Genomic DNA, 24,371 nt, shown 5'->3' on the forward strand with positions numbered 1-24,371 from the left:
ACATAGGATCCATAAGGAATGAGAAAATCCAATCGAGGCTCTTTCTCATCACCAATCGCATATACATAGTTTTCTTCACTGCCATATCCTGCATCCGCGATGACTGTTTTGGGCATCGGTAAAGAAGTAGCCGCCAGTTTCTCCAAATGTGGGATAAAACAACGCGTGTCTGTAGGTCGTTGGTGAATCGTATAAAACAAGATAAACTGATTCTCTGTCCCTATTTGCACGTTATACCCTGGCTTGAGCTGACCATTTTTCATATGATCTTCTTTCATGCGCATGAAGGTTGCGTCTTTGTCTGTTTTGGAATAACTGTTACGGTCGCCAAAGATTTCGTTCTGTTCCTTGTATGTAGCTAGTCGTGGTAAGAAATTTTCCCGAATCAGCTTTAAAGGTTTTTTCCATTTCCTGCATTCTTGGCGCTTTTCCTTACGAATCTTTGTCTCTGGTTCCTTTTCTATTTCCTCTGTTAGCGTTTCAACTTTTTCTTCTATCTCCTTAGCGACTGTCTCTAAATGATGTTCGGTGATCTCTTCACGTTGTTCGGTTTCCTTTTCTCCCGTTCCAGCTTCTAATGGTGTCAATTCATGAATGTACTCAAGTGTTTCTTGAATTTTTTCTTTTAATGTTGCTTCCCATTTCTCTGTTGATTTTTTCCACACGAAAGAATACTTATTGGCGTTGGCTTCCATCTTGGTGCCATCCAAAAAGTAGTTTTCCATTGTGATGTACTTTTCTTCAATCAATTTTAGAATCATGGCTTCAAATAACTCATCCATCAAGGCTTTCATCCGTTCTCCGCGGAACTCATTGATCGTGCGGAAATCGGGTTGTTGCATCGCAGCTAACCATATGGCAGGAAGATTTTCTTTTATTAGTTTTTCGATTCCACGGCAGGAATAAATCTTTTGGGAATAACTATACAGAATGATTTTAAGCATCATTTTGGGATGATAGGAACTTCTGCCACCACCTTTATAATGAGAAAACAATAGCTCATCTGGTACAGATTCCACCATTTCGTCCACTACTCGTGCGACGTGATGTTCTGGTATAAGGGCTTCAATATCAAAAATCACTTGAGTTTGACGATTGTCATAGGGTTTAAAAGTAGGGGCTAATGGTCTTTTAGAGGGCTTTTTTTCCTCTGTCTCTGGAAAAAGTGTCATTTGCGTGTTATAATTTCAGTAGTAATCATTTGATTGCTCATAAAAATCGTCCTTTCTGGAATGTTGTGGTGGTACCTTCATTTTACAGGATAGGACGATTTTTTTGTGTACTTTTTTAAAAAATGAAAAAAATGAGAGGGGCTTCAAAAAGTCAGTTACCCTGACTTTTTGGACAGCCCCCACCTCTTTTGAATATTTTTTATAAATTATATCATATTTTTCATCTTCATAAACCCTTTTATATGTAAAATTTTGTTGAAGCTTTAATTCCACTCATTATTATGCATTACTTTATTAATTGTATAGTTCATCACATTAATTGGAATCTTGAAAATAGTTATTTGCTTATGCCTCTAATATTGCTTAAAACAGTATTAGCAAATTAGGTACTGTCCTTGTGTATGAAAAAAGTTGTTCAATGGCATTTTTGGTTGGAAATTGTGCTTCGCCGATAAAAATGGGATATTAAAATTTTTAGACGATAACATTGGTAAAAATAACATTTTAACAATAATTTTTTGAATTGGTGATCTCTCTGTCACATAAAGGTGTTTTTGATAAAGAAAGTGATTAATGTATGGAAATAAAGCTTGAAAAAGGATCTATTTTCGCTATTCATTGCTTGACCGATACCAACTTGGAAAATCATGATGGTGTCCCCCTTTTGAAGGTTAATTTTTGGTCATTGTATATAGTTTCTAAGGTGGTGGGTTTTTGGCGTCCTTTATGTATTAATTATGCGTTTTGTAAGATGTTCTACCATAGTGTAACCTTCAATTAGCATTAGAAAGGAGATATTAATTTTATTGGGATTATTGAGAATAAATTGATAAATTCACTAAGAAATCTTTCCCGTCTTCGTCATGATTGAAACATGAGATTCATGAAACCTTTACAAAGCCTTCACGCTCCGGTTATATTAGTGTGCTATACTGTTCTGCGCATGAATAGTTTGGTGTGTTGAAAGGAGTCCCGAACATGGACGACCAGCTTGCATCGGTGCTGCTGCTTACCGACAGCTTAAACCGCGAGAATATCGTGGATAAGGCAGCGCATTTCATCTCTGAATATTCATTGGGACTGATTTATTTAGATATAAAAAATTGCAGCCAAATGGAACAGAAGTATGGAAAGGAAGCGTGCCAAAAGCTGTTGGCGGCAGTCAAACAAATCATGACAAACTTAGAGAACGAAGAACCGTTTGGCATATGCGCCCACCGCATGTTTGGGGATGATCTGCTGGTATTGATTCGTATGGAGAGTGGAGCAGGGGAGGCTCATTTACGCTGTTTGGCGCATAATATATATCAGCGATTCAAAACAAGCATGGCTCATCAAGCGAAATGGGCTGAGCCCGTTGATTTTTATGTGGGAGTATCGTTGCTTGATTCAGGTGCTGAAAAAGCGCTGGAGCATTTGCTGTACGAGGCGGTTAAAAAAGCGGTAAGCGAGGCAAAAAAGGCAACAAATGCTGAGCAGCAAAAGCTGCAAACGGAATTTCGCCACATTTTGGCCGGTCAGCATCTTACGGCACACTACCAGCCGATTGTATCACTGCTTGACAAAAAGATTTATGGGTACGAGGCATTGGCGCGCGGACCGCAGACAAGCTATTTTGCAACGCCCCATCGTTTATGGGAATTTGCTGAAAAAGAGAACCAACTGTATGCGCTGGAGAAACTGGCACGGCAAAAAGCGATTGAAGGATTTTCCGCGAGCGATCCGAATTGGAAGCTTTTTATTAATTTAAATGCCAATGTCATTCATGATCCGCAGTTCACCCCTGGACAGACGCTGGCGTTTCTGAAAAAAAGAGGGCTTACGCCGCAGCAAGTTGTATTTGAGATTACCGAACGTCAATCGATTGATGATTATGCCTCCTTTAAAAAAGTGCTCAGCCACTACCGCAAGCAAGGATATCGCATCGCCATTGATGATGCCGGAGCGGGCTATTCTTCCCTTCAGGCGATTGCTGAGTTGCGTCCGGACTATATTAAAATCGATCGTTCGATTATTCATAAGGTTGATGGCCATTCAGTCAAGGCCATTTTACTGGAAACCCTTGCTGGATTTGCCCGGAAAATAGGCTGTCATCTCATTGTCGAAGGAATTGAAACGCAGGAAGAGCTCCAAGTGGTCACCAAGCTCGGCATCCCGTTTGGCCAAGGCTATTGGCTGGGACGGCCGCATCCGCATTTGCGTCCCATTGCTCATGAGACGCTGCGAACGTGGAAGCTAGTAGACCAACCTTTGGCGGAGGATGACCCGCAGACATGCCCATCATAACGAGCGGATCACGTTTTGATCGTGATCCGCTCGTTTATTTGTCGGCTGTATTAGCGGCGGCGTTGAATCACCTTTAATGCTTCTCGTTTGCTTAACGGCGCCAATGTTTCGTTTTCCACGAACCGCTGGACGCTTGCCGGATGGGTCTTGGAATATTCGCGCAGCGCCCAGCCGATCGCTTTTTGAATAAAGAATTCCGATGACTGCCGGCATTGGCGGATAAGCTGGTAAAGCAAAGCTTCATCGGTCTCTTCTTTATATCTTAATTGAAACAAAATGGCTGTTCGTTGCAGCCACATATGATTGGACTGCATCCATCGTTCTGTGTAGACGGGAATACACTCTGGTTCGTTTTTGAAAAGCGGTCCGACGATATTGGCCGCAAGCATATCAACGGTGTCCCACCAAGGTTTGTTTGTAATGAGCTTCTCTATGAATTCTAAATCCGTTTTTGAGAGACTTCTCTTTTCTTTTTCCAGCAAAGCAAGTGCGCAATATTGCAATTCACGCTCCGGCCATTCCCAAAGTTTAATGACGATGTCTGCCAGCTCAGTGCGCGGCGGAAGGCCGTGCTGCGCGAGAAACTCTTTTAGCAACGCGCGGCGCTCTGGGGTTTTGATTCCGAGAAATTCAAATTGGTTGCGCATATATTGTTTCATCGGTCCAGCATTCGCTTCATGGCGATGGGCTCGCAGCCATTGCGCGAGGCGGTGAGCATATGGATGTGTCATTCGCTTAATCCCTCTTTCGTTCGTTTTGTAAAAATAGAATAGCAGATCGAGTGAGAACAAGGAAGAGAGTTAGACACGAACGGCCGCTGGGCTGACATTGTTCGCCACGGCCATAGCACATCTCCTCTATCGATCATGCGTGTTGTCCCTGTCGCATAAGCAGCTTCGTCCGAAAGGATCCAGATGATGCATTGCCCCAAGTGTACCGATTCGCTTCAGAGAATGTTTCGCCGCAAGCCTGTTGATCGTTTGTTCAGCCTTTCTATTCTTGTTGGCGCAACCGTATTTGGGCAGCGTAATCAAGCGCAGTTGATTTGCTGAATTCTTCAGCTGCGTACTTGGATGTCGCGACACTTATGAACCTCCCTTATTTACTCTCCATTAAGAGGTGGGAGGCTTCTCGGTGGAGTATGTGAAAAAGGTGACGAATGATTTGTAAAGTAATGGTTTATGCTTTAACATGTTCATTGAAGGTTCAGCCGTCTCGAAGCAGGGGGAGACGGAACAATAAGACAAAACGAAGGGGGAGACAGAATGAATCAAGAGCCATTGTTCTTGGAGCCGATGTTTCAAGAGCGGATTTGGGGAGGAACGGCATTAGCTGACCGGTTCGGCTATCGCATTCCTTCTGATCGAACGGGCGAATGCTGGGCGATTTCCGCTCATCCAAACGGACAGACTGGCGTGAAAAATGGAGAATTCCAAGGCCAGCCATTAGGGAAACTGTGGGAGCGGCATCCTGAATTATTTGGCCATTTTCCGTCTGATCGTTTTCCGCTGTTAACAAAAATTTTAGATGCTAACCAAGATTTATCGGTGCAGGTGCATCCATCTGATGACTATGCGAAAAAGCATGAGAATGGGGAATTAGGTAAGACGGAATGTTGGTATATTATTGATTGCAAAGAAGACGCTAAGCTAATATACGGTCACCATGCACAAACGAAAGCAGAGCTGCTTCATATGATGCAGGAGGGAAAGTGGAACCAGCTGCTCCGCAAAGTGAAAATTAAGCCAGGTGATTTTTTCTATGTTCCAAGCGGCACAATTCACGCACTTTGTGAAGGTACGCTTGTTTTAGAGACGCAGCAAAACTCAGATACGACGTATCGGATCTATGATTATGATCGCGTGGATGGAAAAGGGCAAAAACGGGAGCTTCATTTGGAAAAAGCGATCGATGTCATAACAGTACCTCATACGGATGACTCCTTTCCTCCGAAAGTAGTAGAAGCAGACGGAGCGACCATTGTGACATTTGTGGAAAACGCTTATTTTACTGTGCAAAAATGGGACATTCAAACAGAATGGACCGTAAAGCAAATTCGTTACTTTTTGTTAATGAGCGTTCTAAACGGCTGCGGGGAGCTGTGGGCGAAAGGGAAAGCATATTTGTTAAACAAAGGAGATCATTTGCTGATTCCTTACGCATTAGACCCGTTTACTGTGAAGGGCCGGTTGCAAATAATTGTTTCATCGCCGGCAGTACCTTACGTTAAATAAAAATGACAGAGGGTGACGGAAGAAAAGGCTGCCTATTAAAAAGGCCATTTTTTTCGTCATCTTTTTTTGATTTGTCGATATTTATTTAATTAAATGTATAGACAAATAAATATAAAAATATATAATTATTATTGAAAGCGCTTAAAAAGAGAAAGGAGTTCAATGGTTATGAAAAAAATTTTACTTGCTTGCAGTTCCGGTATGTCTACTAGTCTGCTCATGACAAAGATGCAGGCTTATGCGAAGGAAATTGGCGAAGAGACGGAAATTTGGGCCGTCGGGCAAGATCAGGCAAAAAAAGAAATGGAGAAAGCCGATGTTGTTTTAATTGGGCCACAAATGAGTTTTTTGAAAGGCGAATTACAAAAAGAAGCGAAAAAATACGGGATTCCCGTAGAAGTGATCGATATGGTGGCCTATGGATTAGCGGATGGTAAAAAGGTGTATGAGCAAGCTATAAAACTAATAGAGGAGCGTTCATAATGGAACAACCATTACTCGAAGGTTTAACTGCAGAACAAATTAACTTTCAGCTTATTCTTCACAGCGGAAATGCGCGGAGCAAAATCATTGAGTCACTTCGCCAATATCGGCAAGGACATACGGAAGAAGCAGAGCGGCTTGTGAATGAAGCAGAAAAAGATTTAGGTGTGGCCCATAGCATTCATTTTCAAATGATTCAGGAAGAAGCGAACGGAAAGTCGGCCTCTTTTTCTTTATTGATGATGCACGCAGAAGATCATCTCATGTCTACGTTGACAATGAAGGAGCTTGTGAAAGAACTTATCCAGCTGTTTAAGGAGAGAAATGTTTAAATTTTGAGGGGGAGAGAATAATGAGCCAAACGTGGTTTGATACATTTAGCCGCATTTTAGTGCCGGTCGCCGGCAAGTTGAATAATAACCGCTATTTAAAGGTATTGCGGGATGCATTTATGCTGGCGTTTCCATTAACGATTTTTGGTTCTATCGCCGTAGTGCTCGCCAATTTGCCATTTCTTGATAAAGTCATGAGCAAAGGGACGCTTAGTACCTTCAGTGCAGCGCTCAGTGTGGCTCCACAAGCGACCATGGGAATCATGTCTGTATTTGTCGTATTCGGGATTGGCTATTATTTAGCCAAAAGCTACGATGTAGAAGCGGTTTTCGGCGGTGCTATTGCCTTAGTGTCCTTTTTAATTTTAACACCATTTGTTTGGCAAACAGAAGGCAAAGAAGTCGTGGCCAACGTAATCCCGCTTGATCGGCTTGGCGCAAAGGGGATGTTTTTAGGAATGATCGTTGCTTTCCTTGCCGGCGAGATTTACCGTTGGGTTGTTCAAAAAGATATTACGATCAAAATGCCTGCTGGTGTTCCCCCGGCTGTTTCTCGGTCATTTTCAGCACTTATTCCTGCACTTATCACACTATCAGTATTTCTTATCATTAACATTATTGTCACGCAAGGCTTCCAAACGAATATGCATGATGTCATTTACCGTACGATTCAATCTCCTTTAGTCGGACTAGGAAGCGGCATCGTTCCGACATTAGCCGCTATCTTCATTACGCAGATTTTATGGTTTTTTGGCTTGCACGGCCAAATTATCATTAATTCCGTCATGGATCCGATTTGGAATACATTATCGTTAGAAAATTTAAATTCCTATATGGACAAAGGGGAGGTCCCTCATATTATTAACAAACAATTTATGGAAATTTATACTGTGGGCATGGGCGGAACAGGGATGACTCTGGCTGTTGTCATCGCGATGCTGTTTTTTATGAAAAGTAAGCAAATGAAGCAAATTGGTAAGCTAGCGATTGGTCCGGGTCTTTTTAATGTGAATGAGCCTGTTATTTTTGGTTTGCCGATTGTCATGAATCCATTGATTATATTCCCGTGGATAATCGCTCCGATGGCCGTTACGCTTGTTACCTATTTAGCGATGTCAACAGGAATGGTCCCGCCGCCGACAGGTGTCGCTGTTCCTTGGACCGTTCCGATCTTTATTAATGGAATCATGGCCACCAACTCATTAGCTGGAGGACTTTTGCAGATAGTGAACTTTTCGATTGTTTTGCTCATCTGGTTTCCATTTTTGAAGTTTATGGATCGAATGAATTTGCAAAAAGAGCAAGAAGAAGGAAGCGATGAAACGACAAAAAATGCATCTTAATAGAAGAAAGGTGATTGAGGAAATGAAAGCTATACAAGAAACAAAACAACAGCTTCCGTATCGCTTTCCGCAAGGTTTTTGGTGGGGAAGCGCCGTTTCGGCTACACAAATAGAAGGAGCGAGCCGCGAGGGAGGAAAAGGGCCTAATATATGGGATTATTGGTACGAACAAGAGCCTCATCGTTTTTTTGATGGAGTCGGACCAGAAACGACTTCCGATTTTTATCATCGCTATAAGGAGGACATCCAGCTGCTGAAAGAAACAGGGCATAATTCATTTCGTTTCTCGATCTCGTGGTCCCGGTTGATTCCGGATGGAAAAGGGGCAGTGAATGCGGAAGCCGTTCAATTCTATCAGCAAGTGATTGATGGACTGCTTGACCATGATATTGAGCCATTCGTTACTTTATATCATTTTGATATGCCGTTAGCGATGCAGCAAATCGGTGGCTGGGAAAGCAGAGAGGTGGTCGATGCATATGCGCGGTATGCCAAAATATGCTTTGAGTTGTTTGGTGACCGCGTAAAAAAATGGTTTACGCATAATGAACCAATTGTTCCAGTGGAAGGCGGTTATTTATATGATTTTCATTATCCGAATGTAGTAGATTTTCGCCGTGCCGTTCAAGTAGCCTATCATACTGTTCTCGCACACGCGAAGGCGGTTCGCGAGTTTCGAAACAGTAAAGCGAAAGATGGGAAAATCGGGATTATTTTAAACCTTACCCCTTCGTACCCGCGCAGCCAGCATCCAGCTGATGTCCAAGCGGCGCATATTGCTGATTTATTTTTTAACCGCAGCTTTTTAGATCCGGTAGTGAAAGGGGAATATCCGCGGGATTTAGTCGAATTGCTGAAGAAGTATGGATACCTCCCGATTATTGAAGGGGGAGATTTGCCACTTATCAAAGAGAATACAATTGATATTTTAGGCATTAACTATTATCAGCCGCGTCGAGTCAAGGCGAAGGATTATTTGCCCAATCCGGAAGCGCCGTTTATGCCGGAGCGATTTTTTGACTATTATGTGATGCCGGGGAGAAAAATGAATCCTTACCGCGGTTGGGAAATTTACGCGAAAGGAATTTATGATATTTTAATCAACATAAAGGAGAACTATGAAAATATTGAATGTTTTATTTCTGAAAATGGTATGGGAGTTGAAGGAGAAGAACGATTTCGGGATGAGACGGGCATGATTTGTGATGATTATCGTATTGATTTTATTAAAGAACATTTAAAGTGGGTACACCGTGCGATTCAAGAAGGCGTTCACGTAAAAGGATACCATCTGTGGACGTTCATGGATAACTGGTCATGGACCAATGCCTATAAAAACCGTTACGGGCTTGTATCGGTCGATTTAAACAATGATCAAAAGCGATCGATTAAAAAAAGCGGATATTGGTTTAAAGCTTTATCACAAAACAATGGGTTTTGAAAAAAGGTGGTCTCAGACCATCTTTTTCTCTATTTTATTGTCGCGATAAGGCTCCATCGATCGAATTGAAAGGGATGAAATAAACTGTTGATGACTCGAGCCGAACACGAGGTGAGATTTTAGGGAGAAGGAGAACAAAGATGAAATGGCCGCTGGCATTCAGAAAATGATTGCCATAATGGGAACGAACAGTTTACAATGAACACGAATTATATAGATGTAGCTTGATATATTAATATTTGTATAATGGAGTTGGGCTATTTTCGCCGGTCGTTTTTGTCATAAGAGGCTTCTGACCGTGGGTTTTATAGACGGGATTCTTCAATCTTTAAGGTTATATGTATATGAGGCTGATTTAAACCGATGTATGAACTAGTGCTTGTGGCTCCAAGCGACCGAAGTCTTTGACAGAAAAAAGTGTTTTAATACAGCATGAATGATATGGATCCAAAATGATCGGCATTTTTGATAACAAAATCAGGTGATAAGATGTTTAAATATGAACAGATTTCAAACGAAATACGCAAAAGAATTCAAGAAGGATTTTATTCGCTCGATGAACCGATTCCAGACGAGCTATCGCTCTCTCAAGAATTTTCTTGTAGCCGGATGACGATGAAGAAAGCGCTTGATATTTTGGTTATGGAAGGCCTTTTGTATCGGAAGCGGGGACATGGTACGTTTATCGTGAAATCGGCGGCACATAATGGTTTAGTCAATGTCACAAGCGAGGAGAATCTCGGTCTGACGAATTTATTGAAAGGGAAAAAAATTACAAGTCAAATCATAAAATTTGAAGTGCGATTTCCTTCCAAAGAGGTGGCGGCCCAATTATCGATTGATTTGACAACACCTGTCTACCATCTGATTCGTCTTCGCATCGTGGAAAACGAACCTTATGTGATTGAGAAAACGTATATGCCGACTCCGCTCATCCGTGGTTTAAACGAGGATGTGTTGCACGCTTCCATTTACAATCATATTACGCATGGGCTCGGATTAACGATCGCCGGCTGTCATAGGAAAATTCGCGCGTCAAAGCCAACGGAGCTGGATCAAACGTATTTGCACTGCGCGCCGGATGATCCGATTTTAGAGGTCGAGCAGGTTGGTTTTCTAAATAATGGTGTTCCATTTGAATATTCTTTTTCCAGACATCGCTATGACAAGTTCGTGTTCACAACGGTCAATATCCGCCGCAATAAGTAGCAAGCGTTATCCTTTGGAACGAATGAGCTTAAAACCGCATCCGCATAAAAGAGAATGCTTGAGGCGGCGAGACGGCTTCTGGCATTTCGGACAAATCGTTTGTTTCATTTTTTTCCTCCTTTCGCTTATCGCCGTATACATTTAGTATAACAATATTTTTGTGATAATCAATATCAAATTATAATAATTATAAAAATAGAGGAGAAAGCAATGGTTCGCAAGTGGATTTGGTGGAGTTTAGTTGGCATATGGTGTTTGGTGATTTATTGTTTTAGCGAATCTTCCTATTTTACAGGGGAAAATACGGCGCGCATCCTTCAAAAATGGATCGGCCACGAAGGATGGGAGGAAGGGGAGGGAGCCGCTTCCCCCTTGAATTTTGTCATCCGTAAGTTTGCTCATTTGTCTGCTTTTGGGATTTTGGCTGTACTGGTTTTTCAAGCGCTGTATCCGAAGCGGTGGGCCTATGTGTGGGCGTGGAGCTTTGCGGCCGTTTATGCGGCGACAGATGAGTGGCATCAGTCGTTTGAACCGGGGAGGACGGCGCTATTTTCGGATGTCGTGATTGATGCCTGCGGCGCGCTCGTCGCCTTATGCCTTGTATGGATGTGGCAACAACGGAGGAAGCCAGCGCGCCTCAAGCGAAAAATTTCTTAAAATGAGACCCTTTGCTTTATTGGCAAAGGGTCGACTCGTCGGCAGGGAATCGAATGCCGGTTTGTTTTCGCGCTTCCTCCATTATTTCAGCTGTGATGAACGAATGGGCGTGTGAATTTGTTTCTGATTGGCGCTGGCCGCGCGTGATAAGCTGCGTCCATTCAAGCGCTTCATAATACATCGGATGATGCGTCTGAGGCTCTGTAATATCCTCGACTCGGCCATCGCGGTAGCGAATTTCCACTTTGGTCGGAGTATGGATGGCATCAATGACGATGCTTCCTTCTTCTCCTTGAATTTCTGCAGGAACATAGGAATTCGTGATTTTTGAATACATCACAACCGCATCCATATCGCCGTAATGAAGGACGATGCTTCCCTCGCCGTCGACGCCTGATTCCAGCATGACACTGCTGGCTTTTAACGATTGCGGTTTTCCAAATAAAACAACGAGCGGGTAAAGGCAATAAACGCCTAAGTCCATCAATGCGCCGTTTGAAAAAGCCGGATTAAAGGCATTTAATACCATCCCTTGCTTATAGGCGTCATAGCGCGAGGAATATTGGCAGTAACTAGCGAAATAGCGGCGTATTTTTCCGATTTTATGAAGGTGGCGGCGGATTGCTTGGAAATTGGGGAGAAGCGTTGTTTTCATCGCTTCCATCAATACGACATCATTCGCTTTGGCCGCCTCTATCATCGCTTGGATTTCTTTTGTATTGGAGGCCAATGGCTTTTCGCATAAGACATGTTTGCCATGATTCATAAGCAAAATGGCTTGCTCGGCATGGAGCGAATTGGGGCTGGCGATGTAGACAGCGTCGATCTCATCGCTTTTGGCCATTTCTTCTAAATGAGTAAATGTGCGTTTCGCTCCGGTTTTTGCGGCAAACTGCTTCGCTTTTTCCTCGTCGCGGGAATAGACAGCGGTCAATGTCAACTGGGAAATCGGCTGAGCAGCTTGTAAAAATTCTTGAGTAATCCAGTTCGTTCCGATTGTTGCGAGTCGAATCAAAAGTATCCTCTCCTTATTCATATTTAGTATCGTTCATTTTGCGTATGATGGACGAAAAAGCCAATCGTTTCAAGCGGCATGCTGTTATTGGACATCATGAGCCTCCTTCGTTCTGCCGCACCACCCTAGAATCGATTTCATTTAGCTTTCTGGCAGCGTGTATGTAAGACCATCGCAGTCCAGGCTTACGGCGCGAAAAAACATCCAAAAAGCGAAGGTTTTTAAGCATGGATGAGCGAAATAATTGCTAGCGAGAAAGTCTTAGAAGCACTGCTAAACAATGCCGTTAAAGGGTGGTGGTGTTTATTATACATGGGGTGACTAGTTTTTTCCATAGAGAAGTCTGGGTTGGATTGGTGTGACCATAAAAAGTGGACAGAAAGTGAGGAAAAAGCATGTATCTTGGCGCAATTGAAGCGGGTGGAACAAAATTTGTTTGCGCAGTCGGAGATGATGATGGCCGCGTTCGTCAAAGAGAGAGGGTTCCAACAACAACACCTGAGGAAACGATGCGGAGCGTCATCCGTTTTTTTCAGCAGTTTGAACTAAAAGCGATCGGTATTGGATCATTTGGTCCGATTGACTTAAATAAAAGCAGCCATACGTATGGTTACATTACCAGTACGCCAAAGCGGAAATGGGAAAACTTTAACTTTGTAGGGGAGATGTCCAAATATTTTCCTGTTCCGATCGGCTTTGATACCGATGTCAACGCTGCTGCTTTAGGGGAGCGATTATGGGGAGCGGCCAAAGGAACCAATAGTTGTCTTTATATGACGGTTGGAACGGGAATCGGTGTGGGGGCTATCGTGGAGGGCCGACTGTTGCATGGGCTCTTGCATCCGGAAATGGGCCATATTCTGGTCCGCCGTCATCCTGAGGATGGTTTTGCCGGCTGTTGTCCATTTCATAACGATTGCTTGGAAGGAATGGCTTCGGGTCCTGCGATTGAAAAGCGCTGGGGCAAGAAGGGAGCCGAATTGACGAACCATACGGAAGTGTGGGAGCTTGAAGCCTTTTATTTAGGACAGGCGATCGCCCAATATATCCTGACTCTTTCTCCTGAAAAAATCATTGTCGGCGGCGGGGTGATGAAGCAAACGCAGCTGTTGCCGGCTGTTCGCCGTTATGTGATAGACTTTTTGAACGGCTATATTCAGCATGAAGCGATTTTACAGCATATCGATGAGTATGTGGTGCGGCCGGGACTTGGTGACAATGCCGGCATTTGTGGCGCCCTCGCATTGGCAAAACAGGCATTAGGTGAATAATATCAAAATGGATGACCGTTCATTCAAAGCGTAGATCAGAACGGTCATTTTTATTGTGGATCATATATAGATTGACTATTTGGTCATTTTTTGTCGATAAAATTTTGACTAATAGGTCATTTTTGTTTGAATATTATTCTTGATAAATGATGAAAAAGTATTTATAATGAGAATGACTGTTTGGTCGAAATTCGATGAGCGAATTGAGGTGCCATTTTCATGGGAAAATATAAAGAAGAATTGTCTTGTAAGCAGCTTGTGGAAAAGCTTCAGAAGCATGGAATTCATGCCGAGCTGGTGAAGCCTCGTACGAAGCTGTCCATTTATCCGAAGGTCTTTGTAAAAGGGTGCCTGCCTAACCAAAAGGTGTCTTGGACTTAGGAGTGGAAAATAGGAATGACAAAGCAACGCAAGGTTGAATTTATTAAAACCGCGATGAAGCTGTTTGCTGAAAAGGGGTATTATTCCACTTCCATTCAAGATATTGTCGAAGCTTGGGGCATTTCTAAGGGAGCATTTTATCATCATTTTTCCTCAAAGGAAGAGTTGATGCTCTCAGTTGTCAAATACTATTTAGATCAGTTGTTTTCACAGTTTATCCATGCGAAGCACGAGGGAGAAGCGGAATCGGAAAGGGAAGTGTTGATCAAACAACTCGAAGTACAGTTAGAAAGCATTCATTCACAGAAGGATTTTTTTCAAATGGTAGTGGCGGAGCAAATTCCCAAAATTAACGAGAACCTTCATAGCTATTTACGCATGCAGCGCTCCCGCATATTCAATTGGCATTGTCAACGGTTGATTGAAGTATATGGCCAAAAAGTAGAAAGATATGTGTATGACGTAGCCGCCATGTTAAGCGGCATTTTACGTGAATACACCTTTTATATGATGTTTCATCCGAATAGGTTTCAAGCAAAGGAAATTGCCGCGTTTATTGTCCGTCGGCTTGATGCGATTGTCATGCACTTTTCTGAACACGAGGAGCCGCTGTTAAAGCAAGAGATCGTTCACTCTTTTATGGAAATGGCTGAACAGGAAAAGCGTAAACGAAAAATGCAAATGATGGCTCAAATGGAAAGCTTAAAGAAAAAGCTATCGTCATTGTCGCTTGATAAAAAAACGTATCATCAGCTTCATTCCGCGCTGGATACGCTTGAGGCGGAATTTATGAATGAGCAATCATCGCCGCGGGAATATGTGGTGAAAGGGATTTTATTATATATTGAAAGTCAGCAGCTTCATCCGTTATGTGAAGCGCTTGATTCATTAAAAGAAGCCGTTCATGAATATATGGCCCAACATCATTAAAGTTCATATTCTGTTCATAAACATCAAGTACCATTGTTCATGAATATATGATATGACCTAACATCATGATAGATAGGAGAGATACGATGTCAGACACAGCTATATTAAATGCGCCATCTGCGATTAAGCATCGCAATTTGTTAATCACAGGATTAATTATTGCGATGTTATTCGGTGCGCTTGATGGAACCATTGTTGGAACGGCCATGCCGCGCATTGTCGGTGAGCTTGGAGGGATTGGCCTGATGACATGGCTGACGACCGCTTATATGCTCACATCGACAGCGGTCGTGCCGATTGCCGGAAAATTGGCGGATTTATTAGGACGAAGAGTCGTTTATGTATCCGGATTGGTCATTTTTATGGTGGGTTCGGCACTTTGCGGGATGGCGCATCATATGACCGAATTGATTATTTATCGAGGCCTGCAAGGGATCGGCGGCGGAATTATGATGCCGATGGCCATGATTATCATCGGGGACTTGTTTACTGGAAAAGAGCGCGCCAAATGGCAAGGGGTGTTTGGCGGTTTATATGGTCTTGCCTCCATTTTAGGTCCGCAAGTGGGCGGATGGATTGTCGACCACATGAGCTGGGAATGGGTGTTTTATATCAACCTTCCTGTCGGGATTTTGGCGACGATTTTCATTGCGATGGGGCTAAATAAGCATCAAGCAACAGGACCTGTCAAATTTGATATTGCCGGTATGTGTACGATGATTATCGGCGTTGTCAGCTTGCTGTTGGCGTTAACGTTTGGCGGCGATAAGTATGAATGGACATCTTGGCAAATTATTGGTTTATTTGCTGTAGCCATCGTCTTTTTAACAGCGTTTGTGTTGGTTGAGAGAAAAGCCGAAGAACCGATTTTGCCGATGCATTTCTTTAAAAACCGGACATTTACGATATTGAATGGCCTTGGCTTTTTAATGAGTGTCGGCATGTTTGGCGCGATTATGTTCGTTCCGTTCTTCATGCAAGGGGTTGTCGGCGTGAGCGCGACGCAATCTGGTACCATTATGACTCCGATGATGATCACAATGATTGTCGGAAGCATTATTGGCGGTCGAATTGTTTATAAAATCGGAGTGAAACCGCAGCTCATCATTGGTATGCTCATCATGGCTTCCGGTTTTGGTCTGCTTAGTACAATGGATATCGGAACGACAAAATGGACAGCGACATTTTATATGATTGTGCTCGGATTAGGTGTCGGGCTAGTGATGCCACTTTTGACGTTGGCTCTGCAAGAAACCTTCCCGAAATCGGAAATCGGAGTCGTTACATCGTCAAGCCAATTTTTCCGCTCCATTGGCGGAACGTTCGGAATGACGATTTTAGGGGCGATTATGAATCATCGTTCAAGTCAGATTTTAGAAGAGCGCCTCATGCCAACTTTAACGGCGCTTCCGCCACAGGCGAAGGAAATGGCGGATAAATTTTCCCATATGATTCATGATAATCCACAGTCGCTGTATTCGATGTTGTTTAGTCCAGAGATGCTGGCGGGCATGCCTCAGCAAATGAAAGATGCGTTTATTCCTATTTTAAAGCATTCGCTCATCGAGTCGCTCCATTCCGTGTTTCTATTTGGTCTTGTGTTCATCGTATGTGGAGCGGCATTGACATTAGCCTTGCGAAAAATCACCTTGTCGGATCAGCGCCAAAAAGAAAAAGCGAGTGCATAATCGCACAGAAAAGGCGGGTTGTAGTCAAAGTCAACATGGGCATTGACTACAGCCTTTTTACATTCCTTCATTTTTGCTAAAAATATTATAACACACTTGTATTAAAAAAACGTGATATAATATACGTATGCCCAAAATCGTGGATCATGAAAAACAGAGAAAGATGATTGCCGAAGCGACTTGGAGAGTCATTATGAGAGATGGATTGGAAAAAGCAACGGTTCGTAACATTGCAAAAGAGACAGGGATTTCAGTCGGTTCATTGCGGCATTACTTTGCCTCTCAGTCAGAGCTTTTAGCCTTTTCTATGCAGCTTGTCTCCGAACGGGTAAAAGAAAGAATGAGCGCCTTGCCTTTTTTCGGTCCGCCGCTTGAAGCGGTAAAACGTTTCCTATGCGAGCTTTTACCGCTCACTGATGAAACAAGAAAGGAAATGGAGGTGTGGTTGGCGTTTACTCAAAAGGCATTATGGGATAAGGAACTCCAGCCTTTAAGCAAACAAGTGTATGAGGAGCTTCGTTCTGGAATTCGATCGTTGCTTGAAGCATTGATTCGTCTTGGAGCAGTAAATCCTAATGTGCCAATTGAAATGGAAACAGAGCGTCTCTATGCGCTTATTGACGGCTTAGCCATGCATGGCATTATGCAGCCTCATCAGTTATCTTCTCAAGAAATCGAGGCGGTCATCGACTATCATTTACGTTCCATTTTTTATGAAGCATAAGAATATGGAACATGTTGAAGGAAAAAAAGGGAGGCCTGTTCAAGCCTCCCTTTTTTGGGCTATGCTAAACACGCTGCGGAATGATCAACATGAAAATGCCGCTACTTTTTGTATTTTTGTCTGATAGATCGATGCAACTGGACTTTTTAACATTCGACGGTTGGACGGCCGTTGCGCCATTCATTTGTCTGTAAGCGGCCTGTTGCCCGGTCTTGCTTTGGCGTGACAAAGGCCGGTCTGTGGCTTGCCTTCCGACCGTCAAAAATAGATTTGGCTTTTGCAGGGGAGCTATATGGGCCGTCAGAAAAGCACCCCATCATTTTTTAATAATCCGATACGTTTTTATAATTTTTCACCAAATCGCCGAATCCTCCTTCTTCAAGAGAAGTGATCACGGCTTTCGTCATCTCGATGTTGTGATTGACAAGGTATTGAGTTTTTGAAGTGATGAACCGATCGAAAACAGGGCTTCTCCCTACCCCTACCTTTTCCAAATTCTTTTGGGCCTTCAATAAATCCTCTAATGTTAACAGCGGATAATCGGTGCCATGAAAAGTAAGGTCAGGATTTAACTGATACCATAAGTCTTTGTTGTCTTTAATCCATCTGTCTCCGATGTCTTCAATGCCCGCTTTAATATGTAACGCTGCTGTTAAATACGCTTCTTTTTTTGTTTCCAAATAGCTTTCTAGCAGGAAATTCATTTCTCCCAATGAATGATTTAAGGAAGCGTGAGTCTTTTTCTTTTGCGTGTTTCCGTAGAAATCACAAATAATATAGCCGTTCTCGGTTTGGATGTAGTTCTTTTTTTCCACCTGGTCTAATAAGTAATCAGCGTAGAACAGAGCGATATCTTGGTATTCCGGAATGTTGAATAGCTTGCTGATCCGCTTTAAACAAATAGCGATATACTCGTTAAAGCGAGTATCATAATACGGAGCGGTAATTCCATAATTGTTTTTCAGCCACGTGCTCGTAATTTCAGTTGGAATCGGCTTGCCTAATTGAGCGCCATAATTTAATAAATTGGCCACTGAGTTCAGGATAAAGTCGTAAAAATATCTTTCTTTTGTTTTTTCATAGTGATCGGCATAGCGTCGATCATGGACAAGAGAAAAATATCGTCCGTATCCAAATTTAGTAGACGGTTCGATCGACCACGGCAGCTTGCCAAACGGCCCATCAGCGGTATACCATTTGTTAATTTTCTTATATTCTTTCAAGGTGTGCTTTTCCCATTCTTTAAAATTTTCCATGTTTTGAAAAAGCGGTTGGGAGGAGTATAAGAACCAGCTTTCCGATAAACTTTGCCTTTTGGCCACATGAGGCATATGAATGACAATGCGCTGCCCTTGTCCAGTGATTTTCGTTTCATCTGTTTCTTTTATTAATTCACGCAATTGGCTTTTTCGCGTATCACTGTATTGTTTGACGAATGGCACGGAATTATAATTTTTGCTAATGACCATATTCGCATAAGCATTATCGCCTTTGAGCTCAACGAGTCCATGTGGCGTCGATGTAGGGTCCACGCCTAAAGTGGAATCATGCTCATGCTTAATTTTTTCAGAATGAAAACGAGTCACTGTATAGTTTGTAAAAGGCTTCTTGAACGATAGGGAAAAGTCAATCGTACTAGGTCGCGTCGTTTCATTTTGAAACTTGGTAAATACAAACATATCGTTGTTCTCTAATTTTCGAACGGTAACAGTCAGTGTGCCATAATGACGCGAAAGCGACGTGGATGAGAGCTGATAGATCGTAAAATAGTCTTTGGATTTAATAGAGGATTTCGTGCCGCTTTTGATTTTTTTGAGACGGACGTCTTTGGCCTGAAGCTCAATATTTCCATCTGTGATCATCCCGTTTACTTGTATATGTAGAGTTTTGAAAAAAAAGAAATAGGCCAGTATACTAGCAGCTAACAAAAGTAAAACTGCCGCCCCGATTACAGGCTTCCACCGTAATTTATTGATCACGTTTCCCACTCCTTTTTTGTCAGCCTAAATGAAATGGTCGAACTTAGAAACTAGATCCATGCCACGTATGCCCATTTTTTTGGGCGCTTCTTTTTTTTGATAAAAACATGTTGGGTAGTTGTCGCCTGCTCATTAGCTTAAGCCAGGTGCTATGCCTTTGGGCTCATCATTTTCTATAAACATTGATTCTAGATGTCAGGATTGTCGAAATATGGAGCCAATAAAGCCACTCCCATTTTACAACATTTTGCATCAAATGGAAATTCCATATTTTTTGCTGAGGGCTTTTCTCACGCTTTTATATCAGAAGAAATAGGAAAATATAGAAGAGGTTCTAAGGAGGGGAAGGAGTGCTGAATATTCTCGAGGCAGATGAAGAGATCTGCTTGTTTGGCGGCATAAAAAAGAAGGACCATGCGGCCCTCTTAGTTTGGCAGGGTCTAGCGCGTTTTTTAGCCGAAGACCCGCGAGCGCGTTAAGAAGCGCACCCCTTCTGGGCCTTCAAGCGAAAACATGCCACCGCGTCCGGGAACAACATCGATAATAAGCTGAGTGTGCTTCCAATATTCGTACTGCGCCGCCGAAATGTAGAACGGGCAGCCGCCGATTTCGCCAAGAAGCACATCTGAATCGCCGACGATCAACTCGCCTTGCGGATAACACATTGGAGAGCTACCATCGCAGCAGCCGCCAGATTGATGGAACATCAGCGGTCCATATTTCGCTTTTAGCTTTTCAATCAATTCTAGCGCCGCTTCCGTCGCTATCACTTTTGGCTGTTCGCCCATCATTTTTCCCTCCTTTCAAAAAAGGCAGCGCGCAAGCTGCACACTGCCTTGTTGAAATGTTTGCTTAGCCGTCGATCTTTACGGCGTTTTTTATTAAAAGAATCCAAGTTTTTGAGGCGAATAGCTGACAAGCAGATTTTTGGTTTGTTGATAATGCTCAAGCATCATTTTGTGCGTTTCGCGTCCGATACCGGACATTTTGTATCCGCCAAATGCAGCGTGAGCTGGGTAGGCGTGGTAGCAGTTCGTCCAGACGCGTCCAGCCTGAATGCCACGTCCAAAGCGGTAAGCAGTGTTGACGTCGCGCGTCCAAACACCAGCGCCAAGACCATACAATGTTTCATTGGCGATGGCGAGCGCTTCCTCTTTGTCTTTGAATGTCGTCACAGATACGACTGGTCCAAAAATTTCCTCTTGGAAAATGCGCATTTTATTGTGGCCTTTGAAAACGGTTGGTTTGACATAATATCCATTGCGTAATTCCCCTTCCAAGAAATTGCGCTCTCCCCCGATGAGCAGATCGGCTCCTTCCTGCTTTCCAATATCAATATAGGATAGGATTTTTTCTAGTTGCTCGGAAGACGCTTGAGCGCCGATCATTGTTTCGGTATCGAGCGGATTGCCTTGCTTAATTTGTTTGACTCGCTCTAACGCCCGTTCCATAAAGGTGTCATAAATGGATTCTTGAATGAGGGCGCGAGATGGGCATGTACACACTTCGCCCTGATTGAGAGCAAACATCGTAAAGCCTTCAAGCGCTTTATCAAAAAATTCATCGTCTTGTTCAGCCACATCGGCAAAGAAAATGTTTGGTGATTTGCCGCCAAGCTCAAGTGTAACTGGGATGATGTTTTGCGATGCGTATTGCATAATGAGCCGGCCCGTTGTCGTCTCGCCTGTGAATGCCACTTTGGCAATGCGAGGATTGGAGGCGAGCGGTTTTCCTGCTTCGAGCCCAAAGCCGTTGACAACGTTGACGACTCCTTTTGGTAGAAGATCTTCGATGAGTTCAATCAATACGAGGATGGATGTTGGTGTTTGTTCTGCTGGTTTTAATACGACGCAGTTTCCTGCCGCCAGTGCTGGTGCCAACTTCCATGCCGCCATTAAAATCGGGAAATTCCAAGGGATGATTTGTCCGACGACCCCAAGCGGCTCTTTAAAGTGATAAGCAACTGTATCATTGTCGATTTCTGCAAGCGATCCTTCTTGAGCGCGAATGCAGCCAGCAAAATAGCGGAAATGGTCAATGGCGAGCGGAATATCGGCCGCGAGTGTTTCGCGGACGGGTTTGCCGTTTTCCCACGTTTCGGCAACCGCCAGCATTTCCAGATTTTCTTCCATACGGTCAGCAATTTTGTTTAAGATGCGGGCCCGTTCCGTGACCGATGTGCGGCCCCACGCTTCCTTTGCTTCATGGGCCGCGTCTAAAGCCAACTCGATATCAGCTGCTTTCGAACGAGGCACCTCGCAATACGGCTGTCCAGTCACTGGAGAAATGTTTTCGAAATATTCCCCGTCGACCGGAGGCACCCATTTGCCGCCAATAAAGTTTTCATAGCGTTTTTTAAACGTGATGAGAGAACCAGGGTGTCCAGGCTGAGCATAAATCATCCAAATTCCCCCTTTGTTTCTCTTATATGCGCTTACAAAGGAAGCGCATACAAAATATAGTGAAATTTCTCCCCAGGAAAATCATAGCATTATATGGGGAGGTTGTCAAAATAAAACGATGAATCTACACCCGATAACGATTATACTCACGGGTTTTGTAGAATATGACATAAAAGATGTGAACGACTCCCACTTCGCTAACGAGACAGGAATCTTTCGTTTTCATTTATTTCGTAAATATACTTCAAAAATGGGTTTAATTTAATATTCCCTTTATGTATCCATGCTTTGAAAAGGATCATGAACGCTTGAAAGAGGCCGTATCCTAAAATGGCACCAGAGAAATTGAATAGGACATCGTTCATATCGACGTATTTAAAAGTAAATCCAACGATTAATGCGATGATTAATTGTAAGCATTCCAGACAAATTCCTAATAAAACTCCTAATAACGCGATCCGTTTGCAATTAACCTTTGCAATAAAAGGAATACCAAATCCAAAAGGGATCGTTAATAAAATGTTGAGAAGCGATGTTTTCATATCTTCTTTATGGAGGTTAAACGGTATAAAATTAGCATCTCTCCATACATTTTGCCTGATTTCCTTTTTCATTTCAGGATCTAAAATAATCGGAAATTGAGTATAGTTTAATACATTGCATAGGTAAATGTAGAATAGGGAAAAGAAAATAAGGTAAAGATTCGTTTTTTTAAATTTCCATTTAAGTAATACAATAAGAAATCCCCATAATAAGACGGCCCCTATCAGAATCGATCCGTCAAAATCAATTAACATAGCTCATGGCTCCTCTCTAAAATGAACTGGGGAGTCTAAAAAATAGACATCCCCAGTTTAATCGTTTAATTGAAGACTGTTCCACTACCTTTGCATACAACATATAAAAAAGACTGACACACGGTCAGCCTTTCTAATAGGTCAGTTCCAGCCCCTCCAAAAGAAGCGTCGCATATGCGCCGCTCAAATGATGGAAGGCTTCCAGCATGTCTTTTGGATCAACGGTGAAAAAGTTTTTCATAATCTCTTGGTTTTGCTCATGGATAAAGCTGAAAATAAAATCAGTTTTGATGCGATTGGCCACTAAAATAGCGCAATATGACCGTTCAAGCTGCATTTTGCGCTCGTGCTCCTCCAGCTGTAAGAAATGGGAAGCATATCGGTCAATAAGAGTCGGAAGCTGGTCTTGAATGCGGGCCTGCGCTTCTTCCATCATCGCTTCAACAGCAGCCGTCGTCGGAAACGCTTGATTGGTTAAAATCGTTTGCAAAACATTTTGCAGTGCATAGGTCGATTCTGTCGCAAAAGCCACATTTCCAAGCAGCAGTTGCATATATTCCTCTTCATGTCCAGCGTCAATTCTCATTTTCATAATCACTTCAAGCACATCGGAGTGGATTTTTTCTTTCGTCCAGCTGCCGATAAGCTGCTGCATCAACGCAGATAACACTTGTGATAGTTCTTCTTTTGTTACTTCCATCCATGGGTCCCTGCCTTGTTCTTGTATATAGTGATGTACATCTAGCATGCCATTGTTGGCAATGGAAAGTCAATAGAGAGCCTGGTGAGGAGGAAAAATTTTGCCGGAATGATAAAAATTATTTTTAAATTTGTAATTTTTTGTATAATAGAGATGGAGGTGGTCATAATGGATGAGATTTCTTTGTTTAAAAATCGAACATACGTACTAAATTTGGATGATTATCAATATAGGGGGAACTTGGAGTGAAAAGATACTATGAAATCGTGGAAGATACGCAAGCACTTGAGCCGTTCTACAATGAGTACGGCCAATTATGCACCATTGTCCATGAAACCAATGCGACGTATATAGTAGAAAAGTCGCCGTTAAAAATTGTCGAGCATAGCTGCACCTACTATGGATGCGGCTACGAAGGACGATTGGAGGCAGCGAAGCTTATTTTAGGACTCAAGCAAATGGTTCCCATTTGTGTTTGTACTTCTTTGCGATTATATATGATCCCCACTTGCTCCCCGGAAAGCGATAAATGCTTTTGGCTCGCTCTGCGCCATATTCACGGTATTGAGCGGTACAAGCAGAAGCAGGCAAAGGTCATTCTCTCCAAAGGATCATCTCTGATTCTTGATGTGCATCGCGATACACTTGAAGCGAGGCGGGCCAAAGCGACTTTGCTGTTTTTCACGCTTGAGACGCGTTGCGGCATTTATAAAATCATCGAACAAAAATTCCCATTGTGGCGGTTTTTTTAAGGCGTCCGCCGAGAGGACTTCGGTTTCCAAGTGCGGCGCAGACCGGGGCGACTTCTGACGATCTCGTACATCAAGTCCAAGTTTCGGCGTATAATGAAAGGGATATCGAAAATGGGGGAGGGGGAAGACGAATATGAAGCCATTGCGGCTAAGAGGACATCATTTATTATGCGTCCATGGATTCCGCGGCATGGGATACAGCCCGTCGTTTGTGGAAAAAATGAAAGAGATTGTGAAGGAAATCCGCAATGAAGAAAAAGATTTCCCGATTCAAGTGGTGGTGGCGCTCGATGAAGCGTGCTCCGCCTGTCCGCATCATGGAGAGTCGACATGCCAAGCTTCTCCTCGTTCCAATGACCATGTGGTCGCGATGGATCGAAGAGTGATCAAGCATTTAGGGCTTGAAGAAAATAAGATTTATTGGAAATCAGAGCTTTTGCAGCGGACCGCTGCCAGCGTGCGTCCAGACGATTTAGATCACTTATGCGCCAACTGCTCATGGCTTCCGTATGGCGTATGCAAAGAGGGCATTGCCAACGTACGCGCGGGAAATATTCAACAAAAATGAATGAATT

24 protein-coding genes are annotated in these 24,371 nt (G+C 43.1%); 15 read left to right on the forward strand and 9 right to left on the reverse strand.

The genetic code is table 11. The annotated features are described in order from the left end of the window. The coding region (locus GGQ95_RS16540) for an IS1182 family transposase (protein WP_183187160.1) at positions 1-1,172 on the reverse strand (1,172 nt) is incomplete at its 3' end. Between the two features lie 978 nt (positions 1,173-2,150). Between GGQ95_RS16540 and GGQ95_RS16545 the strand changes: the two genes are divergently transcribed. Then, complete coding sequence (locus GGQ95_RS16545) at positions 2,151-3,458, forward strand: EAL domain-containing protein (protein ID WP_159720574.1); 1,308 nt, start codon at positions 2,151-2,153, stop codon at positions 3,456-3,458. 50 nt (positions 3,459-3,508) lie between these two features. On the opposite strand, the gene GGQ95_RS16550 is transcribed toward GGQ95_RS16545, so the two are convergent. Beyond that, positions 3,509-4,189, reverse strand: a complete 681-nt coding sequence (locus GGQ95_RS16550) for a DNA alkylation repair protein (protein ID WP_159720572.1) — start codon at positions 4,187-4,189, stop codon at positions 3,509-3,511. Positions 4,190-4,315: 126 nt separating this feature from the next. Continuing rightward, the gene (locus GGQ95_RS16555) at positions 4,316-4,543 is read right to left on the reverse strand and encodes a hypothetical protein (protein WP_183187161.1); all 228 of its coding nucleotides are present in this window, start codon (positions 4,541-4,543) and stop codon (positions 4,316-4,318) included. Between the two features lie 180 nt (positions 4,544-4,723). Between GGQ95_RS16555 and manA the strand changes: the two genes are divergently transcribed. The 7 genes from manA (at position 4,724) to GGQ95_RS16590 (ending at position 11,157) form a co-directional block, all read left to right on the forward strand. After that, complete coding sequence (gene manA / locus GGQ95_RS16560) at positions 4,724-5,692, forward strand: mannose-6-phosphate isomerase, class I (protein WP_183187162.1); 969 nt, start codon at positions 4,724-4,726, stop codon at positions 5,690-5,692. A gap of 168 nt (positions 5,693-5,860) precedes the next feature. Continuing rightward, positions 5,861-6,175: a PTS sugar transporter subunit IIB gene (locus GGQ95_RS16565; protein ID WP_066150514.1), complete on the forward strand. Its 315-nt coding sequence runs from the start codon at positions 5,861-5,863 to the stop codon at positions 6,173-6,175. Next, complete coding sequence (locus tag GGQ95_RS16570; RefSeq protein ID WP_183187163.1) at positions 6,175-6,507, forward strand: PTS sugar transporter subunit IIA; 333 nt, start codon at positions 6,175-6,177, stop codon at positions 6,505-6,507. The genes GGQ95_RS16565 and GGQ95_RS16570 overlap by 1 nt, the downstream gene beginning before the upstream one ends. Positions 6,508-6,527: 20 nt before the next feature. Continuing rightward, the gene (gene celB / locus GGQ95_RS16575; protein WP_044742409.1) at positions 6,528-7,850 is read left to right on the forward strand and encodes a PTS cellobiose transporter subunit IIC; all 1,323 of its coding nucleotides are present in this window, start codon (positions 6,528-6,530) and stop codon (positions 7,848-7,850) included. A gap of 22 nt (positions 7,851-7,872) precedes the next feature. Further along, positions 7,873-9,291 (forward strand): 6-phospho-beta-glucosidase GmuD, encoded by a 1,419-nt coding sequence (gene gmuD / locus GGQ95_RS16580; RefSeq protein ID WP_066150840.1) that lies wholly within the window; start codon positions 7,873-7,875, stop codon positions 9,289-9,291. Positions 9,292-9,780: 489 nt separating this feature from the next. Then, positions 9,781-10,500 (forward strand): GntR family transcriptional regulator, encoded by a 720-nt coding sequence (locus GGQ95_RS16585; RefSeq protein WP_044742410.1) that lies wholly within the window; start codon positions 9,781-9,783, stop codon positions 10,498-10,500. A 210-nt stretch (positions 10,501-10,710) separates the two neighbouring features. Then, positions 10,711-11,157, forward strand: a complete 447-nt coding sequence (locus GGQ95_RS16590) for a VanZ family protein (protein ID WP_183187164.1) — start codon at positions 10,711-10,713, stop codon at positions 11,155-11,157. Between the two features lie 16 nt (positions 11,158-11,173). Here the strand turns inward: GGQ95_RS16590 and GGQ95_RS16595 are convergent, their stop codons facing one another. Further along, entirely contained in the window at positions 11,174-12,172 is a 999-nt protein-coding gene (locus tag GGQ95_RS16595; protein ID WP_183187165.1) for a Gfo/Idh/MocA family protein, read from the reverse strand. A gap of 395 nt (positions 12,173-12,567) precedes the next feature. Between GGQ95_RS16595 and GGQ95_RS16600 the strand changes: the two genes are divergently transcribed. From GGQ95_RS16600 to GGQ95_RS16620, 5 genes are all read left to right on the forward strand, one after another. Further along, the gene (locus GGQ95_RS16600) at positions 12,568-13,443 is read left to right on the forward strand and encodes an ROK family protein (RefSeq protein WP_183187166.1); all 876 of its coding nucleotides are present in this window, start codon (positions 12,568-12,570) and stop codon (positions 13,441-13,443) included. A gap of 219 nt (positions 13,444-13,662) precedes the next feature. Beyond that, positions 13,663-13,824 carry a hypothetical protein gene (locus GGQ95_RS16605; protein WP_183187167.1) on the forward strand — a complete coding sequence of 54 codons (162 nt, stop codon included), beginning with the start codon at positions 13,663-13,665 and terminating at the stop codon, positions 13,822-13,824. Between the two features lie 15 nt (positions 13,825-13,839). Continuing rightward, the gene (locus GGQ95_RS16610; RefSeq protein ID WP_183187168.1) at positions 13,840-14,754 is read left to right on the forward strand and encodes a TetR/AcrR family transcriptional regulator; all 915 of its coding nucleotides are present in this window, start codon (positions 13,840-13,842) and stop codon (positions 14,752-14,754) included. 86 nt (positions 14,755-14,840) lie between these two features. Next, on the forward strand, positions 14,841-16,442 hold the full coding sequence (locus GGQ95_RS16615; RefSeq protein ID WP_044742415.1) for an MDR family MFS transporter: 1,602 nt from the start codon (positions 14,841-14,843) through the stop codon (positions 16,440-16,442). A 127-nt stretch (positions 16,443-16,569) separates the two neighbouring features. Next, entirely contained in the window at positions 16,570-17,166 is a 597-nt protein-coding gene (locus tag GGQ95_RS16620) for a TetR/AcrR family transcriptional regulator (protein ID WP_183187169.1), read from the forward strand. A gap of 323 nt (positions 17,167-17,489) precedes the next feature. Here the strand turns inward: GGQ95_RS16620 and GGQ95_RS16625 are convergent, their stop codons facing one another. The 5 genes from GGQ95_RS16625 to GGQ95_RS16645 all read right to left on the reverse strand — a co-directional run bounded on the left by GGQ95_RS16625 (position 17,490) and on the right by GGQ95_RS16645 (position 23,044). Beyond that, entirely contained in the window at positions 17,490-19,145 is a 1,656-nt protein-coding gene (locus GGQ95_RS16625; protein WP_183187170.1) for a hypothetical protein, read from the reverse strand. Between the two features lie 452 nt (positions 19,146-19,597). After that, entirely contained in the window at positions 19,598-19,933 is a 336-nt protein-coding gene (locus GGQ95_RS16630; RefSeq protein WP_044742418.1) for a DUF779 domain-containing protein, read from the reverse strand. 93 nt (positions 19,934-20,026) lie between these two features. Further along, complete coding sequence (adh, locus tag GGQ95_RS16635; RefSeq protein WP_183187171.1) at positions 20,027-21,547, reverse strand: aldehyde dehydrogenase; 1,521 nt, start codon at positions 21,545-21,547, stop codon at positions 20,027-20,029. Between the two features lie 197 nt (positions 21,548-21,744). Then, positions 21,745-22,344: a VanZ family protein gene (locus tag GGQ95_RS16640; protein WP_183187172.1), complete on the reverse strand. Its 600-nt coding sequence runs from the start codon at positions 22,342-22,344 to the stop codon at positions 21,745-21,747. Between the two features lie 133 nt (positions 22,345-22,477). Continuing rightward, entirely contained in the window at positions 22,478-23,044 is a 567-nt protein-coding gene (locus GGQ95_RS16645; protein WP_080861592.1) for a hypothetical protein, read from the reverse strand. A 245-nt stretch (positions 23,045-23,289) separates the two neighbouring features. Between GGQ95_RS16645 and GGQ95_RS16650 the strand changes: the two genes are divergently transcribed. Together GGQ95_RS16650 and GGQ95_RS16655 are read left to right on the forward strand one after the other, a co-directional pair. Beyond that, on the forward strand, positions 23,290-23,796 hold the full coding sequence (locus tag GGQ95_RS16650) for a competence protein ComK (protein WP_080861596.1): 507 nt from the start codon (positions 23,290-23,292) through the stop codon (positions 23,794-23,796). A gap of 133 nt (positions 23,797-23,929) precedes the next feature. Next, on the forward strand, positions 23,930-24,364 hold the full coding sequence (locus GGQ95_RS16655) for a DUF1284 domain-containing protein (protein ID WP_080861599.1): 435 nt from the start codon (positions 23,930-23,932) through the stop codon (positions 24,362-24,364). Positions 24,365-24,371 lie beyond the last annotated feature (7 nt).

The sequence above is a fragment of the Anoxybacteroides rupiense genome, from assembly GCF_014196195.1.
GTDB lineage: Bacteria > Bacillota > Bacilli > Bacillales > Anoxybacillaceae > Anoxybacteroides > Anoxybacteroides rupiense.

Excerpts from the sequence above, each read along its gene's own strand:
- GGQ95_RS16545 (WP_159720574.1), top strand. The coding sequence starts at position 2,151 with ATGGACGACCAGCTTGCATCGGTGCTGCTGCTTACCGACAGCTTAAAC.
- GGQ95_RS16550 (WP_159720572.1), bottom strand. The coding sequence starts at position 4,189 with ATGACACATCCATATGCTCACCGCCTCGCGCAATGGCTGCGAGCCCAT.
- manA (WP_183187162.1), top strand. The coding sequence starts at position 4,724 with ATGAATCAAGAGCCATTGTTCTTGGAGCCGATGTTTCAAGAGCGGATT.
- GGQ95_RS16565 (WP_066150514.1), top strand. The coding sequence starts at position 5,861 with ATGAAAAAAATTTTACTTGCTTGCAGTTCCGGTATGTCTACTAGTCTG.
- GGQ95_RS16570 (WP_183187163.1), top strand. The coding sequence starts at position 6,175 with ATGGAACAACCATTACTCGAAGGTTTAACTGCAGAACAAATTAACTTT.
- celB (WP_044742409.1), top strand. The coding sequence starts at position 6,528 with ATGAGCCAAACGTGGTTTGATACATTTAGCCGCATTTTAGTGCCGGTC.
- gmuD (WP_066150840.1), top strand. The coding sequence starts at position 7,873 with ATGAAAGCTATACAAGAAACAAAACAACAGCTTCCGTATCGCTTTCCG.
- GGQ95_RS16585 (WP_044742410.1), top strand. The coding sequence starts at position 9,781 with ATGTTTAAATATGAACAGATTTCAAACGAAATACGCAAAAGAATTCAA.
- GGQ95_RS16590 (WP_183187164.1), top strand. The coding sequence starts at position 10,711 with ATGGTTCGCAAGTGGATTTGGTGGAGTTTAGTTGGCATATGGTGTTTG.
- GGQ95_RS16600 (WP_183187166.1), top strand. The coding sequence starts at position 12,568 with ATGTATCTTGGCGCAATTGAAGCGGGTGGAACAAAATTTGTTTGCGCA.
- GGQ95_RS16605 (WP_183187167.1), top strand. The coding sequence starts at position 13,663 with ATGGGAAAATATAAAGAAGAATTGTCTTGTAAGCAGCTTGTGGAAAAG.
- GGQ95_RS16610 (WP_183187168.1), top strand. The coding sequence starts at position 13,840 with ATGACAAAGCAACGCAAGGTTGAATTTATTAAAACCGCGATGAAGCTG.
- GGQ95_RS16615 (WP_044742415.1), top strand. The coding sequence starts at position 14,841 with ATGTCAGACACAGCTATATTAAATGCGCCATCTGCGATTAAGCATCGC.
- GGQ95_RS16620 (WP_183187169.1), top strand. The coding sequence starts at position 16,570 with ATGCCCAAAATCGTGGATCATGAAAAACAGAGAAAGATGATTGCCGAA.
- GGQ95_RS16630 (WP_044742418.1), bottom strand. The coding sequence starts at position 19,933 with ATGGGCGAACAGCCAAAAGTGATAGCGACGGAAGCGGCGCTAGAATTG.
- adh (WP_183187171.1), bottom strand. The coding sequence starts at position 21,547 with ATGATTTATGCTCAGCCTGGACACCCTGGTTCTCTCATCACGTTTAAA.
- GGQ95_RS16640 (WP_183187172.1), bottom strand. The coding sequence starts at position 22,344 with ATGTTAATTGATTTTGACGGATCGATTCTGATAGGGGCCGTCTTATTA.
- GGQ95_RS16645 (WP_080861592.1), bottom strand. The coding sequence starts at position 23,044 with ATGGAAGTAACAAAAGAAGAACTATCACAAGTGTTATCTGCGTTGATG.
- GGQ95_RS16655 (WP_080861599.1), top strand. The coding sequence starts at position 23,930 with ATGAAGCCATTGCGGCTAAGAGGACATCATTTATTATGCGTCCATGGA.